The organism is Acetilactobacillus jinshanensis (genome assembly GCF_004359375.1).
GTDB lineage: Bacteria > Bacillota > Bacilli > Lactobacillales > Lactobacillaceae > Acetilactobacillus > Acetilactobacillus jinshanensis.
The window spans coordinates 475,621-490,684 of record NZ_CP034726.1 but is presented as its reverse complement, the minus strand read 5'-3'; the positions used below and the strand labels follow the sequence as shown (position 1 = coordinate 490,684).

General features: G+C 40.8%; 13 protein-coding genes. 1 reads left to right on the top strand and 12 read right to left on the bottom strand.

All coding sequences use genetic code 11. The annotated features are described in order from the left end of the window. Window positions 1-14: 14 nt before the first annotated feature. Window positions 15-1,982, bottom strand: a complete 1,968-nt coding sequence (gene parE / locus ELX58_RS02420; protein WP_133441580.1) for a DNA topoisomerase IV subunit B — start codon at window positions 1,980-1,982, stop codon at window positions 15-17. A gap of 157 nt (window positions 1,983-2,139) precedes the next feature. Here parE and plsY point away from each other — a divergent pair, with 157 nt between their 5' ends. Continuing rightward, on the top strand, window positions 2,140-2,784 hold the full coding sequence (gene plsY, locus ELX58_RS02415; protein WP_335878648.1) for a glycerol-3-phosphate 1-O-acyltransferase PlsY: 645 nt from the start codon (window positions 2,140-2,142) through the stop codon (window positions 2,782-2,784). Between the two features lie 76 nt (window positions 2,785-2,860). Here plsY and ELX58_RS02410 read toward each other — a convergent pair whose 3' ends face one another. The 11 genes from ELX58_RS02410 to ELX58_RS02360 form a co-directional block, all read right to left on the bottom strand. Then, window positions 2,861-3,739 (bottom strand): aldose 1-epimerase family protein, encoded by an 879-nt coding sequence (locus tag ELX58_RS02410; protein ID WP_133441578.1) that lies wholly within the window; start codon window positions 3,737-3,739, stop codon window positions 2,861-2,863. 101 nt (window positions 3,740-3,840) lie between these two features. After that, window positions 3,841-5,262 carry an ATP-dependent protease ATPase subunit HslU gene (hslU, locus tag ELX58_RS02405; protein WP_133441577.1) on the bottom strand — a complete coding sequence of 474 codons (1,422 nt, stop codon included), beginning with the start codon at window positions 5,260-5,262 and terminating at the stop codon, window positions 3,841-3,843. A 90-nt stretch (window positions 5,263-5,352) separates the two neighbouring features. Next, entirely contained in the window at window positions 5,353-7,485 is a 2,133-nt protein-coding gene (topA, locus tag ELX58_RS02400) for a type I DNA topoisomerase (protein ID WP_133441576.1), read from the bottom strand. Between the two features lie 76 nt (window positions 7,486-7,561). Next, entirely contained in the window at window positions 7,562-8,170 is a 609-nt protein-coding gene (dprA, locus tag ELX58_RS02395; RefSeq protein ID WP_257791758.1) for a DNA-processing protein DprA, read from the bottom strand. A gap of 316 nt (window positions 8,171-8,486) precedes the next feature. Next, window positions 8,487-9,257, bottom strand: a complete 771-nt coding sequence (locus ELX58_RS02390; protein ID WP_133441575.1) for a ribonuclease HII — start codon at window positions 9,255-9,257, stop codon at window positions 8,487-8,489. Then, entirely contained in the window at window positions 9,257-10,111 is an 855-nt protein-coding gene (ylqF, locus tag ELX58_RS02385) for a ribosome biogenesis GTPase YlqF (RefSeq protein WP_133441574.1), read from the bottom strand. The genes ELX58_RS02390 and ylqF overlap by 1 nt, the downstream gene beginning before the upstream one ends. Window positions 10,112-10,129: 18 nt before the next feature. Next, window positions 10,130-10,372, bottom strand: a complete 243-nt coding sequence (locus ELX58_RS02380; protein WP_133441573.1) for a YozE family protein — start codon at window positions 10,370-10,372, stop codon at window positions 10,130-10,132. A gap of 23 nt (window positions 10,373-10,395) precedes the next feature. Next, a complete protein-coding gene (locus tag ELX58_RS02375) occupies window positions 10,396-10,887 on the bottom strand; it encodes a dihydrofolate reductase (protein ID WP_133441572.1) in 492 nt (163 codons plus the stop codon). 24 nt (window positions 10,888-10,911) lie between these two features. Further along, window positions 10,912-11,880, bottom strand: coding sequence for a thymidylate synthase (locus tag ELX58_RS02370; RefSeq protein WP_162614598.1), 969 nt, complete (start codon window positions 11,878-11,880; stop codon window positions 10,912-10,914). A gap of 14 nt (window positions 11,881-11,894) precedes the next feature. After that, on the bottom strand, window positions 11,895-13,814 hold the full coding sequence (locus ELX58_RS02365) for an ABC-F family ATP-binding cassette domain-containing protein (protein ID WP_133441571.1): 1,920 nt from the start codon (window positions 13,812-13,814) through the stop codon (window positions 11,895-11,897). Window positions 13,815-13,834: 20 nt separating this feature from the next. Next, window positions 13,835-15,040: a CCA tRNA nucleotidyltransferase gene (locus ELX58_RS02360; protein WP_133441570.1), complete on the bottom strand. Its 1,206-nt coding sequence runs from the start codon at window positions 15,038-15,040 to the stop codon at window positions 13,835-13,837. Window positions 15,041-15,064: the final 24 nt, after the last annotated feature.

Below are 15,064 nucleotides of genomic sequence, written 5' to 3'. Positions count from 1 at the left end.
GGAGTCCTCCTTAATTAATTATCCGATTTCGTGTTATCCAGGATACTGCCGTTGGCACCCATCGTGAACTGAATGTGATGATCGATCCAATTACGACGTGGGGCAACTTTATTGCCCATTAACGTCGCGACTCTGCGTTGAGCTAACTGGGCATCGTTAATCGTAACCTGAATGAGGGTTCGTTTATTTGGATTCATCGTGGTTTCCCATAACTGGTCAGGGTTCATTTCCCCTAATCCTTTAAATCGTTGCAAAGTATAGTTCTTACCAAAGCTCTTGACCTTCTGATCAAGTTCGCCTTTCGTCCAGGCGTAGGCAATCTTGGTCTTCTTACCATGTTTAGTCTGAAGTTTATATAACGGTGGTAAGGCAATGTAAACCCGGCCGTGCTCGATCATCGGGCGCATGTAATTATAGAAGAACGTCAGTAACAAAATTTGGATATGAGCACCATCATCATCGGCATCGGTCATGATAATGATCTTATCATAATTGGCCTTTTTAATGTCGAATTCGGTTCCGGCGCCGGCCCCAACGGTATAAATTACGGTACTTAATTCTTCGTTCTTCATAACGGCAGGTAACTTAGCTCGTTCGGTGTTCAAAACCTTGCCTCGCAACGGCAAAATTGCTTGGTGACGACGATCACGGCCCTGCTTGGCCGATCCACCGGCAGAATCACCTTCGACTAGGAACAGTTCATTTTCGCTGGTGTCTTTCGACTGAGCCGGCGTTAACTTACCGGACAGTAACCATTGCTGCTTTTTACTCTGTTTATTACCACGACGGGTGGCATCCCGAGCCTTTCGAGCGGCTTCACGAGCCTGCTTAGCCTTCGTTGACTTCATAACTAACTGCTGGGCAAACTTACCGTGTTCCATTAGGTAGTAACCGAGTTGTTCAGTAACGATCTGATCAACAACCGATCGAGCTTCGGGCGTCCCTAACTTTTCCTTAGTTTGACCTTCGAATTCCAGTAATTCTTCAGGAATCCAGAGTGCAATTACCACGGATAAGCCTTCACGAACGTCACTGCCACTTAAAGCTTTCCGCTTGGATCGGATCAAACCAACTTTTTTACCGTATTCATTAAAGGTCTTCGTCCAGGCGTTTCGGAAGCCGATTTCATGAGTTCCACCTTCAGGTGTTCGAACGTTATTAACGAACGACAAAATGTTTTCGGTGTAGCCATCATTGTATTGAGCGGCAACTTCAACGGTAATTCCCTGTTTCTTACCTTTGAAGTACATCACGTGGCCTAAAGTATGTTTACCTTCGTTTAGATATTGAACGAATTCACGGATTCCTTGATCATATTTAAAAACGTCCTGACGCTTTGGTTGCTTACGTTCATCGGTCAGAATGATCTTAATGCCTTTAAGCAGAAAGGCTTCTTCACGTAAATGTTCACGAATGATTCCATAATTTAAAACGGTCGTGGTAAAGAGGCTGGCATCTGGTTTAAAGGTGACGGTCGTTCCAGTATGAGCACTGGTTGGACCTAAATCTTTTAAAGTACCAACGGGATGACCACCATTTTGGAATTTTTCTTGATAGCGATGACCATTACGAACGATCGTAACGGTTAGATGAGATGACATAGCGTTGACGACACTGGCACCAACACCATGTAGACCACCTGAGGTCTTGTAGCCACCGTTTTCAGTAAATTTACCACCGGCATGAAGAACCGTGAAGATGACTTCTGGAGTTGGTTTACCAGAGGGATGCATCCCCACCGGAATTCCACGACCGTGGTCGACGACGGTGACACTGTTATCTTTATGAATCGTGACGCGGATTTCTTTACCGTAGCCCGCTAAAGCTTCATCAACGGAGTTATCAACGATTTCATAGACCAATTGATGAAGTCCGGAACTATCGGTGGACCCGATATACATTCCAGGCCGTTTACGAACCGCGTCTAATCCCTTCAGGATTTTAATTGAAGACGCGTTATATTGTTGTGTATCTTTCGCCATTGTGTTGACTCCTTTTTCTAACATACTTATTTTAATCAAATTATTAACGGGACGCTAATTTTATTTTGAAATGCTAAGTTCATGCAAGTTTGGAACGGATTGGGCATTCAAAGCAAAAACTGATAAAATTAATTTGGATTTCATTTCAACTTCGAAGGTGAATATTTTGAAAATTACAATTTTTTTAGTGATTGCGTATCTTTTAGGCGCAATCCCGAATGGCCTGTGGATCGGTAAATTATTCTATCACAAGGACATTCGTAACTACGGTTCGCATAATATTGGTGCGACCAACGCTTTACGTGTTCTAGGTGTCTTCCCTGGTGTTGTTTGTATGATTCTGGATATTGCTAAGGGTAGTATTGCAACGCTCTTACCCATCTGGTTCAACATTGATTTCTGGAACATCAAACCAACGATGCTAATCTTCGGAATCATGGCAATCCTTGGTCATTCCGCATCGATCTTTGATCATTTCCATGGTGGTAAAGCTGTGGCAACCAGTGCCGGGATGCTATTAGTATATAGTCCCTGGCTTTTTGTATATTGCTTTAGCATGATGGTGATCATGACGTTATTAACCAGTATGGTTAGTTTTGCCAGCCTATTTTCTTTTACGACTGTTACCATCATTATTTTATTAATTCATGACTGGTACTTGTTCCCACTAGCCGTAATTTTAACGATCTTTGTTTATTATAAACATCGAAGTAACATCATTCGGATGGTTCATGGCCATGAAAATCTCATCCACTACGGATTAGTATATTGGCACATGAAGAAAAAGCATGCCACTAAATAAAGATTAAAATTAACGTCAATAAAACTCCCTAATTAAATTAATTGATTAGGGAGCTTTTTATTATTCTGAATTAGCTTTAAAAAACGGTAATGTCAAAACGAGCGGTAAAGTCCTGATGAGAACTCAACTTATTAATTGCGGTCTTCTTCGTAAATTCACCGTGATGATAATAATTATCAGCTAAGCCCCACCAAGGTTCAATACAAGCAAATGGTGCTCGCTTCGGATATGGTGACCAGACACCAACGTATGGACAATTATAGACCGTAACGGCAACTCCATTGTTATCCTTAAACGTAGACAACATCAATGTTGTCTGGTGTCCATGTAATGATAACACAAATGCATCATTGTTAAATAATTTATGGGTTAGATTAAGTGGTGTCCGCATGTCCGCTTTAATTGGATGCTGAACATCGTTCAATGAATTCTTAAGAATGATTCGTGGATAAACTTTCTTAGGCGCAACTGTTAAATGATAATCTTCAAAGGTGGCTCCATCGTGACGAAGCGGTAAGTTAAAGCCGGGATGAGAACCGGTTGAGAACCATAATTCTTTATCACTGACGTTGTTGACCTTAATCTGAACCTGAACGGTGTGGGCAACTAATTTGTAGCTAACTTTTAGGTCAAAATCAAATGGATATAACTTATGGGTCCTTGTTGATGACTTTAATTCAAACGTCACCTGAGTGTCAGATGCACTATCGACTTTGAATTGACTCTGTCGAGCAAAACCATGTTGATGCATTTGATACGTGTGGCCTTGATAACGATACTGATTATTGACTAAACGACCCACGATTGGAAACAAAATAGGTGCGTGCCAGCCCCAATAATCAGAATCGGCTTGCCATAGGTATTCCGTCTGGTTAGGTCCCTTGATACTGTTTAATTCGGCACCTTTAGTATTATCGACAACGTTTAAATAACGATTATGTAAAGTTACCCTCACTGTTATCAGTCCTCAATTTATGTTCATCTTTATTTTAGCAAAAAAGAGCTGGTGATATTAATAAAATCACCAACTCTTTTTGGTTTTATATTCTTTTCTTTTTAAAGCAGGAAACGCATCCACTTCTTATTCTTGGCAAGATTACCGACCTTGTCATCGACATACTTCCGGGTAATCGTAATGTTGCCCATTTCCATGTCAGGACCTTCGTACAACAGATCTTCCAATAGCTTTTCAAGAACGGTCTGTAAACGACGGGCACCAATGTCTTGAGTATTCTTATTAACGTCATAGGCAATCTTAGCGATTTCTCGAATTGATTCGATGGTGAACGTAACCTTGATGTTATCCGTACCAATCAAAGCAATGTACTGTTTAACCAGTGAATTCTTCGGTTCGGTCAAAATCTTAACGAAATCGTCCTGTGATAATGAATTTAATTTGACACGAATTGGGAAACGGCCCTGTAATTCAGGCATTAAGTCACTCGGTTTACTGTCAGCAAAAGCACCCGCGGCAATAAATAGAATGTGACTGGTGTCCACTAAACCATACTTGGTCTTAACTTGCGTTCCTTCAACCAGTGGTAATAGATCTCGTTGAACACCCTGACGTGAAACTTCAGCTTGGTTCTTGGCTTTGGTACCACAGATCTTATCAATTTCATCAATAAAAATGATTCCTGAATTTTCGGCCTTTTTAATGGCATCATGATATAGATCAGCCGTATTAATTAATTCATCAGCCTGCTGACGGGTTAAGACTTTCCGTGCTTCAGAAACTTTCATACTACGCGGAACCTTTCGCTTTGGCATAATGTCATTCAAGTTGATTCCCATCTGGCTCAAAGCATTGTTTTGCGGGCTAACAGCTTGATTTGGATCGTTTACCCAAACTTTAACCACGTCGTTTTCTAAAAGGCCCTGGTTAAGTTTCTGGGAAACGTTCATCCGTTTTTCTTTCACGTCATCACTAACGTGAGGAGATTGCGCATCATTATTCATCTTAGAATAATCCGGCATTTTACCTTTCTGGAGATCTTTAAACATCCCCATTAGATCATTAAGGCCCTGTTGCTTAGTCTGTTGCTGCTGAGCTTTTGACTGAGCTGGTACCAATAATTTTACTAATTCATTATTAGCACGACGAACGGCTTCATCATGGACCTTTGCGTAATATAACTTCTTTTCGTTATGAACCGCCTGATAGACTAAATCACGAATCATCGATTGAACATCGTTACCAACGTAACCAACTTCAGTAAATTTAGTGGCTTCAACCTTGATAAACGGCGCCTTAACAAGTCGAGCTAATCGTCGAGCAATTTCAGTCTTCCCAACACCGGTCGACCCGATCATTAATAAATTTTTAGGAGTGATGTCTTCTTGAATTGACTTAGGCAATTGTAATCGTCGGTAGCGGTTACGCAATGCAATTGCAACGGCTTTCTTTGCTTCAGTTTGGCCCACAATATACTTATTTAATTCCTTAACGATTTCACGAGGGGTCATCATATTATCCATATTAATAGCAGCCTTTCTTAAATTCGATTTCTTGTAAACAAAAGCAGCATCCCTTAAAAACGATGCTGCTTTTATTAAATCATATTTAGCTTATTTCTGTAAAGCTTCTTTATAATCATGGTTCGGACATACGACCTGATAACCACCACGGGTTCGCTTTTCAACTAAGAAGTGACCGTCTTTAGGACACTTTCGGCTAATCGGCTTGTACCAGCTGACGAAATCACATTTTGGATAACGTGAACAGCCGTAGAACTTTCGGCCACGCCGAGATCGACGAACGATGACCTGACCTTTCTTACATTTTGGACAGGTTACGCCGATCTTCTGAACAATGGCTTTGGTGTTTCGACAAGCTGGAAATCTCGAGCAAGCATCAAACTTACCGTAACGACCCATCTTGATGACCATTGGTGCACCACAGATTGAACAATTGAAACCAGCTAATTTATCCTTGACCTGAACATCTTTTAACTGCGACTGGGCATGATCAACTTCTTTAGAGAATGGTTGATAGAATTGGTCCACAACTCGGACCCAGTTCCGTTTGGCAGCCGCAATCTGATCCAGCTTATTTTCTAAATCAGCTGTAAATTTGATGTTAACGATGTCAGGGAAGTACGTTTCAACGATCTTATTAACGATTTCACCTAATTCGGTTGGTACAAATCGACGAGCTTTCAAACGAACGTAATAACGACGCTGAATAGTACTCAAAGTTGGTGAATACGTTGATGGACGACCCACACCGTTCTTTTCTAAAGTATGAATAAGATTAGCTTCACTGTAACGTGCCGGCGGCTGAGTAAAATGCTGATCAGGATTGATACTGTCAATCTTAACGGTATCATTAGCCTTTAAATCAGGCATCAAGTTACTATCTTTGTTGCTCATTCCGTATACCGTTAAAAATCCAGGGAAGATTAAACGAGAACCGTTGGCACGAAAGTCAACGTGATTCTGTTCCATACTTAACGTCATGGTGTTAATCTTGGCCGGAGTCATTTGACTGGCGACGAAATGGATCCAAATCAAAGCATAAAGACGGTACTGATCACGAGTCAGATAACGCTTAATACTACTAGGGGTCCGGAAAACCGAAGTTGGTCGAATAGCTTCATGAGCATCCTGTTCACCCTTGGATTCTTTACCCTTAGCCGGTGGATTAGCTACATATTCTTTACCAAACTGATCATGAATAAATTTAGCGGCATGGTGTTCGGCCTGAGTTGCAATTCTAGTCGAGTCGGTACGCATATACGTAATTAGACCTTGATTACCGTGACGGCCAATCGTAATTCCTTCAAATAACTGTTGGGCAGCCATCATAGTACGACCCGTTCGGAAGTGTAAACGACGGTTAGCAGCCTGTTGCATCGTACTGGTCGTGAATGGTCGAGTTGGCCGACGATGACGAATGCGTTTCTTAACATCGGTAATCGTTAACGACTGTTTAGCGTTGACGTTCTTCATAACTTCCTGAACGTCATGATTGTTATGCAATTCACGTTTCTTACCGTTAACACCCCAGAAGCTACCCTTAAATTTAGAGTTAGCTTTACTAAGATTTAAATCAATCGTCCAATATTCTTGTGGCTTAAACTTCTTAATGGCACGTTCACGTTGGATAACCAGCCATAAGGCAATTGATTGGACACGGCCGGCACTTAGGCCTTTCTTAACCTTACGCCACAAGACTGGTGAAATGGAATAACCAACTAAACGGTCAAGGATTCGACGGGCCTGTTGAGCGTTTACCAAGTTCATGTCAATGGTTCGCGGATGTTTAAATGAATCACGAACGGTGTCTCGAGTAATCTGATTAAAAGATACTCGGTTCTTATCCTTAACGTTTAACTTCAATAAATGTGCTAAATGCCAAGAAATGGCTTCTCCTTCACGATCAGGGTCCGATGCTAAGTAAATTTTTTTAGCCTTTTTAGCTTCGGACTTTAGCATCCGAATGGTGTCACCCTTACCACGAATTGAAATGTAGTGAGGTTTGTAATTATGTTTAATGTCGACACCCATCTTACTCTTTGGTAGATCTCTAACGTGGCCCTTACTGGCAACGACCCGGTAAGTTCGGCCTAAAAATTTACCAACGGTTTTAGCTTTCGATGGTGATTCGACAATTACTAATTTTTTACGGTTACGACGTCGAGTCCGTCGACGCGTTGTCCGCTTCTTTCTGGTTTTAGTTGTTTTTGTTTTTGTAACCATTACAAAAATCGACCTTCAATCAAATTCAGGTTAAAATCTCTGATTAATATCGGTCAACATAATAGGGCACATAATCCTATTTTGTCAAATTATAGAACTCTTCCAATATATCTTTTGCGCAACAAACGGGTTTGGCACCCTCCTGAATCAACTCGTTACACCCGTTTGATAAAGGACTCATGATTGAGCCTGGAATCGCCGTCACGTTACGGTTATCTCGCAACGCCAAATTAGCAGTGATCAAACTCCCTGATCGCTGCTTTGCTTCCACGATCGTAATCGTTTCGACCAGTCCAGCAATAATTCGGTTCCGAGCTGGGAAATGAAAGCCACGTGGTCCCTCACCCAACGGATACTCGGTAATTAACAATTGATACTTTTCAATATATTTCTGCAGATCATGATGAAAACGTGGATAAATCTGGTCAAGACCGGTTCCAATCACCGCAATCGTATTGCCTTGATTAGCGATTGCGCATTGATGACCTAACGTATCAACGCCTTCGGCTAATCCCGCCACAATGGTAATGCCCTTTTTAATTATAGCTGGCAAAACTTTACCAATCGCTTCAATTGAATACTGACTGTTTTTACGGGCACCGACAACACCCAAACACCGTGACTTCAATAACTCAATCTGACCACGGTAAAACAAGATGTTCGGTGGGCAACTCGACTCCCTCAACCGTTATGGATATTTATCATCTAAAATGCAAAGCCATTTCTCCTGTTGGTTCTGCTTAATTCGATCTTTTAAACCTTGGCTAGCGTAATCCTGCTTAAACATCGTTTTAAAACGAGTTGATATCTTTGCGATTTTAATAATATCCTTCACGGATAAATCTATCAGTTGTTTATTCTTTATCAAAGATTTAATTTTTAAATAAACGTTGTGTTCACCGTTAATCCCAATTCCATGACACAACCTCAACTTAAACAAAAAATTTCGTATATTCACTTTAAAGTCACCTCTAAAGTTATATACGAAAAATTTCGCTAATTTATTTTAAATATTTTGGAACTGGGTTAAAAGTTCGTCGATGAATTGGTGTTGCCCCATACTTTTTCAAAGCCATTAAATGTTCATGAGTACCATAACCCGCGTTATGTTTAAAATCATACTGGGGATATAACCGGTCATATTTATTCATTAAATGATCTCGATACACTTTCGCAACGATGCTAGCAGCACCAACGGAAACACTCTTAGCATCCCCGTGATACAGCTTTAACTGTGGAATGGACACGGCAATGTGCATGGCGTCCACAATTAAACAATCTGGTTGCGGATCTAGTGTTAAGACAGCATGCTTCATGGCAACTAAATCAGCTTGATAGATATTAATCTTATCAATTAGTTCGCGTGACCCAATTCCGATGCTGTAGTCCAAAGCTTCATCCAAAATTCTGGGATATAAAGATTCCCGTTCTTTTGGTGTCAGCTGCTTTGAGTCATTGACTTTAATCAAATTAAAGTCGGTTGGTAACACGATGGCACATGTAACAACGGGTCCCGCTAAAGGACCTCGACCAACTTCGTCAACACCGGCAATTCGTCGGTAACCCTGTTTACGTAAATGATGTTCATACGATTCTCGAACGTGAAACGATTTGACCATCTGTTGGCGTCGTTTAGACTTTCGTTGCCAGGTCTTTAACACTTGACGAACACCTTTACGTGAATCAGTAGCGAGACGTGTAACCATTTCATCTGATAAGTGACGAGTGGCCTTTAATTCCTGTCGAATGACCTTAATCGACTTGCGTGCCATTATGCTTCGACCTTAGCAACGTCATCTAACGTGAAACGACCTAACTTTTCCTTTCGAGTATCGAGAATCACCCGTAAGGAAGCCCGATCGTAATCATCGCGCATCCCAACATTTTTAGTAATCTTAAGCAATAAATCAACGTCATTTAAATTAAAATCAGCCTTCGTTAATCGGTAACGTTTAGCCAATTCATCGGGATGATGATTACGGAAAAATTTTAGAGCGTATAGAGCTACATCATCGTTATAGTATTGCCCTGCTTTAACGGAGCCAACCAGTGAAATCTTATCCGCAATCGTCTGGTTCTGGAACTTATGCCATAAAATACCTGGCGTATCCAGTAATAATAAACCGTTTCCGGAACGTAACCATTGAGTTCCTTTAGTAACACCAGGTGTGTTACCAACCTGAGCGGCTCGACGATGGACTAACTGGTTTAATAACGTTGATTTACCGACATTTGGGATACCTACACAGATGGCCCGAACGTTATTACTCTTGATCCCTCGTTGATGACGATGTTCGAGTTGACCACCTAAAATTTGGCGAGCCGCTTTAGCAATCTTGCCTGATTTTACGTGCTGCTTGCTATCGATTGCAATCGCCGCGTAACCATGATGACGGAAATAATGTAGCCAACGTTGAGTCATCTTAGGGTCAGCTAAATCGGATTTGGTAAGGATCAATAAATGTGGTTTATCTTTACTGATCTTTTTGATTTCTGGGTTAATGGAACTGTATGGGCACCGAGCGTCGACCAGTTCAAAGACGATGTCGACCTTTGGCAAGTTTGCTTTGAACTGCTTTAAAGCCTTAGCCATATGTCCCGGAAACCATTGAATATTTACGGGCATTTCATTCACTTCTTTTCCTTAATGAATGTTATCTTGATATTGCTGCCAAACCTTATCAAAAATGGTCATGTTTGGTAGATAACTCCCATATTCTTCTAGATAATTTGAGATTTTATTATAGTTCTTAGATTGCTTCGGAAACGATTCATCATAAAAAGCGTTGTTCGCAAAATTTGCGATTGGGTCATCAACTTTTTTAAGGTTCCGACGCGACATCAAATACTGGTAAAAACTTTCCTGCGGTTCATTTTTCCGTAGCATATTTCACCTCATCCTAACAAGCCTTAAATTCGGCGATAGGTTTCAAAACGGTATGCGTAGTGATTCTTTTGATCCGGTTGACCATTAACAGCTTTAACTAGTTCAAATTTACTATAATCAATCTTTGGCATCTTTGTATCACCGTCGAAAGTACCGTTAATTACAGTTCGGCACAGAAAATCAACGTATGGTAAAAAGAGCTTAAAGATCTGGGCACCACCAACGATACAGATCTTATCGTCAGGATGGGCGTCTGCATACTTCAAGAAACTGTTTGGCGTGTTAAAGACCGTTACGTTATCTGGAAAATCTTTTTTGGGATGACTAGTCAAAACCATGTTTTTCCGGTGCGGAAGCGGCCGGCCAAAGCTTTCAAAGGTTGTCCGGCCAGCTAACATGGCGTGGCCCGTCGTCAATTTCTGAAAATGATGCATATCAGCTGGTAAATGCCACGGTAGACCACCGTTTTTACCAATGGTACCGTTTTTATCCTGAGCCCATACATAAGTTAACATTTCAATTTTCCTTTCGAAATTCGATTAAATTGCGACAGCGCCCCTGATTTTGGAGTGATGATGATAATTTTCGATTTTAATATCATCCATATCGTAATCAAAGATACTGCGCTTCTTCGGGTTAAGCCATAATGTTGGTGCCTTATAAGGTTTCCGGTTTAGTTGTTCCCTGATCTGACTGATGTGATTCAGGTAAATATGCGCATCACCTAAGTCATGAATAAAGTATCCTGGCTTTAGTCCACATTCTTTAGCGATTAAGGACGTTAATAAAGCGTAGCTGGCAATATTAAATGGTACGCCTAGGAAGATGTCACCACTTCGTTGATATAGCTGACAGCTTAATTTTCCATCGTTTACGTATAACTGCCATAAAGTATGGCAAGGTGGTAAAGCCATACTTGGGACATCTTCTGGGTTCCAGGCACTGACTATCATTCGTCGGGAGAACGGTGTCTTTCGAACCTTATTAATGACCCACTTCAACTGATCAATCTGGCCACCGTTGCGTTTTTGCCAGTGACGCCACTGAGCACCGTAAACGTTGCCTAAAGTTCCCCACTTTTTAGCAAAGGCCTTGTCATCAATAATCCGTCTGCAGAATAAATGCTTTTGGTGTAAGTAAACCTTTCTAAAGTCAGGATCAGTTAAACGCCGCTTTTCAAAGTTCGTCATATCAGGACCCTGGTATGCGTCAGATTCAACATAGCGCTTGAATGGCCATTCAACCCAGATGTGGTTATTCCGCTGTAAGAGATAACGAATGTTAGTTCCACCATGAATGAACCATAATAATTCACTCTTAATTAAACGGAACGGAACGAATTTCGTGGTCAATAACGGAAAGCCTTTGCTTAAATCAAAACGCATCTGATAACCAAAGGTACTGATGGTTCCCGTTCCGGTTCGGTCGGCCTTTTTATGACCGTGATGTAATACGTAACTGGCTAATTTTAAATATTGTTCTTCGTTTGGATTAATTTGGTCTGACATTCGTTAGATCTCCTTTAATTATTTTCAGCGAGTTCACCTAGCTGCATCCACTTGTCCATCTTCTGATTACCCGATTGATTAAGTTGATCAAACTGTTTCTGAAGTTTAGCTAATTTGGTGTAATTATCACCGTTTTTAGCCATTTCTTTTTGCAGCTGACTCTTCTTTTGGTCAATCTGATCGATTTGCTTGCCAAGTTTATGGTATTCAATCTTTTGAGCATACGTCATGTGCTTATGCTGTTTAGGCTGCGTCTTTTTCTGCTTGGTTTGGTTATTAATCTTTTCGGCCTGAACATGAGCTTTATGATCAGCTAATTTTTCTTTCCGAGCCTTTTTCTTGCGGTTAACTAAAATGGTCGTAAATTTACCAACGTGCTGCTCAATCACTCCGTCACCATCAAAAATCAGAATTCGATCAGCGACTTGATCCAAGAAGTAACGATCATGTGAAACCGTAATCACGGTCCCGTTAAAGTGCTTAATGTAATTCTCTAAAACGGTTAATGTACTAATATCTAAATCATTGGTTGGTTCATCAAGTAATAAGACGTTGGGTTCCTGCATCAATAACTTTAATAAGTAAAGTCGACGCTTTTCACCACCAGATAGTTTACGGATTAACGTCCCATGCATAAACCGCGGGAACAGAAACTGTTCCAATAATTCTGAGGTACTGATCCGGTTACCATCTTTATCGGTAACGCTGTGACCGACTTCATCTAGATAGTTAATAATCCGTTTATCGCCAGGAATCGGTTCAGTCTGTTGGGTATAATAACCAATCTTGACTGTGGGCCCGATAATGACTTGTCCAGAATCTAACGGCAATTTTTTAGCAATTACATTTAATAAACTGGTCTTGCCGGCACCGTTTTGACCACTGATTCCGATCCGTTGGCCACCCTGAACCAATAGGTTAAAGTCATGCAGGATCCGATGATGGCCTAACGTTAGATTAGCGTGCTTTAACTGAATAACTTTTTTACCCAATCGTTTCTGACCAAGTGAAATATTAACGTTCTTATGGACCTTTAAGTTACCCACATTTTTCTTGGTCTCGTTAAATTGGTTAATCTTAAAGTTCTGACGGGTCCCTCGGGCTTTAACACCCTGGTGCATCCAAGCTAATTCTTTCTTGTACTTTCGTTCTTCTTTGTGTTCACCGGTTACGGCACGACGAACCCGTTCGTTTTTCTCACGGACGTAGTCACGATAATTACCTTGATACTGGTAAATTTTACCAAATGACAATTCCCAAATATTATTAGCAACTTCGTCCAAGAAATAACGATCATGAGTAACAACAACTAAAGCGCCATGATATTGGGCTAAGTACTTCTGTAACCAGTCAACCGAGTCAAAGTCTAGATGGTTAGTCGGTTCATCAAGTAATAATAAGTCTGGCGATTGAATCAAGACCTGAGCCAAACCAACTCGACGCTTCTGACCACCGGATAAAGTCCCAACTTTTTGTTTCATGTCATGGACTTTTAACTGAGTTAAAATCGTTTTTACTCGATTTTCGGCATCCCAGGCGTCTTCCTTATTCATCTGAGCCGAAATTCGTTCGTACTGATCCTGAACCTTTTTATCCAGCGGGTGTTTTGAATATCGCTTCAAAATTGTTTCATATCGACGAATCGTCTTAAAGACGGTCTGCTGGCCAGCAAAAACCGCATCCAGAATCGTTAAATCATCGTTTAAAACTGGATGTTGTTTTAGGTAGCCGATTGTATATGAATTTGATGTAATGATTTTGCCCGTCGAATCATGGTCTAATCCGGCTAACATGTTCAGAAGTGAACTCTTACCACTCCCGTTAACACCGATTAAACCGATTCGGTCGTGTTCCTTAATAATAAAATTAAGGTCGCTAAACAGTGTTTTCTCACCATAGCTCTTGTTTAGATGCTCAGCTCTCAGAGTTTGCATTACTAGTTATCACACTTTCGTTATTTCGATAATTTTTTCGCTGCGGTTAACAAAGCCGGTTCCTGGTTCGGAATCTGACGGTTAATGACCATTAATTCTAACTGATTAATAACCTGCCCTAATTTAGGTCCAGGGGCTAAGATATGACCTTTGATTAAGATACCTCCATTAATCTTAAGCTGGTTCTTTCTAGCGATCGGAATCTGCTTAAATTGTTTCTTTAAATCAGCATCCTGATCACCAAAGCCCAATAATATAGCTAAATGATTAGCGTCCATTAATCTAGTCAAACCCGCTTTAAAAATCACGATCGGAGTTAACTTATGATCGTGAATTGCACGTAACGTTCTGGTCGTAGTGATGGTATCGTCAATAACCTTATCGGCTGATTTCCACTGCCGAAGTAAATGATTAATCTGATGACGATTTAAGCCAAACTCATAGCTAATTAATGACCAAACCTGACATTCATTAGTTAATTTCAAGTGCGGAATTTTGCTAATTCGTTTTAAAGCATCTAATTGATCTTTAAATTCGGGAACGTATCGATACAGATTAGTTTCAATCATGTAATCAAGGCCCATCCGTGGCTTTAGGCCCATCATCATTTTGACAAATTCTGAATGTACCCGTTCGATTGCAATCTTCGTTAATAAGAAACTGTATTTCTTAATTGCTTCTAACGTCTTCGGTTCAATTTTGAAATCTAATTTACTAGCGAACCGAACCGCGCGCATCATTCGCAACGCGTCTTCGTGGAAACGACGATCCGGATTGCCAACGGCCTTAATGACTTTTCGTTTAATATCACCTAAGCCATCGAATAAATCTGTCACTTCACCGTTTTCACGCATCGCTAAAGCGTTAATCGTAAAATCACGACGCTTTAAATCCTTTGGCAATGATCTAACAAAGGTAACGTGATCAGGTCGGCGATAATCCTGATATCCAGATTCCGTTCTGAACGTCGTGATTTCGTAACCATGGCCATGATAAAGGACCATGACAGTTCCATGCTTAATTCCGGTATCAACGGTTCTCGGGAATAACTGCTTAATTTCCTGCGGGTACGCACTCGACGTAATGTCCACATCGTGAATCGGCACCCCGATAATGGTGTCCCGGACACTGCCACCAACGAAATAAGCTTGATATCCAGCTTTTTCAATTCGTTGAAGAACCGGTCGTGCTTTTTTAAATTCAACTGGTAAGTTTGTTAATCGCATTCGATCATCCTGTTTTATTTTTGA

Bases quoted from the DNA above. Each gene is read 5' to 3' on its own strand.
- topA (WP_133441576.1), bottom strand. From the start codon at position 7,485: ATGGTTACAAAAACAAAAACAACTAAAACCAGAAAGAAGCGGACAACG.
- ELX58_RS02360 (WP_133441570.1), bottom strand. From the start codon at position 15,040: ATGCGATTAACAAACTTACCAGTTGAATTTAAAAAAGCACGACCGGTT.
- ELX58_RS02380 (WP_133441573.1), bottom strand. From the start codon at position 10,372: ATGCTACGGAAAAATGAACCGCAGGAAAGTTTTTACCAGTATTTGATG.
- ELX58_RS02390 (WP_133441575.1), bottom strand. From the start codon at position 9,257: ATGGCACGCAAGTCGATTAAGGTCATTCGACAGGAATTAAAGGCCACT.
- ELX58_RS02370 (WP_162614598.1), bottom strand. From the start codon at position 11,880: ATGTCAGACCAAATTAATCCAAACGAAGAACAATATTTAAAATTAGCC.
- ELX58_RS02365 (WP_133441571.1), bottom strand. From the start codon at position 13,814: ATGCAAACTCTGAGAGCTGAGCATCTAAACAAGAGCTATGGTGAGAAA.
- hslU (WP_133441577.1), bottom strand. From the start codon at position 5,262: ATGGATAATATGATGACCCCTCGTGAAATCGTTAAGGAATTAAATAAG.
- parE (WP_133441580.1), bottom strand. From the start codon at position 1,982: ATGGCGAAAGATACACAACAATATAACGCGTCTTCAATTAAAATCCTG.
- ELX58_RS02375 (WP_133441572.1), bottom strand. From the start codon at position 10,887: ATGTTAACTTATGTATGGGCTCAGGATAAAAACGGTACCATTGGTAAA.
- ylqF (WP_133441574.1), bottom strand. From the start codon at position 10,111: ATGCCCGTAAATATTCAATGGTTTCCGGGACATATGGCTAAGGCTTTA.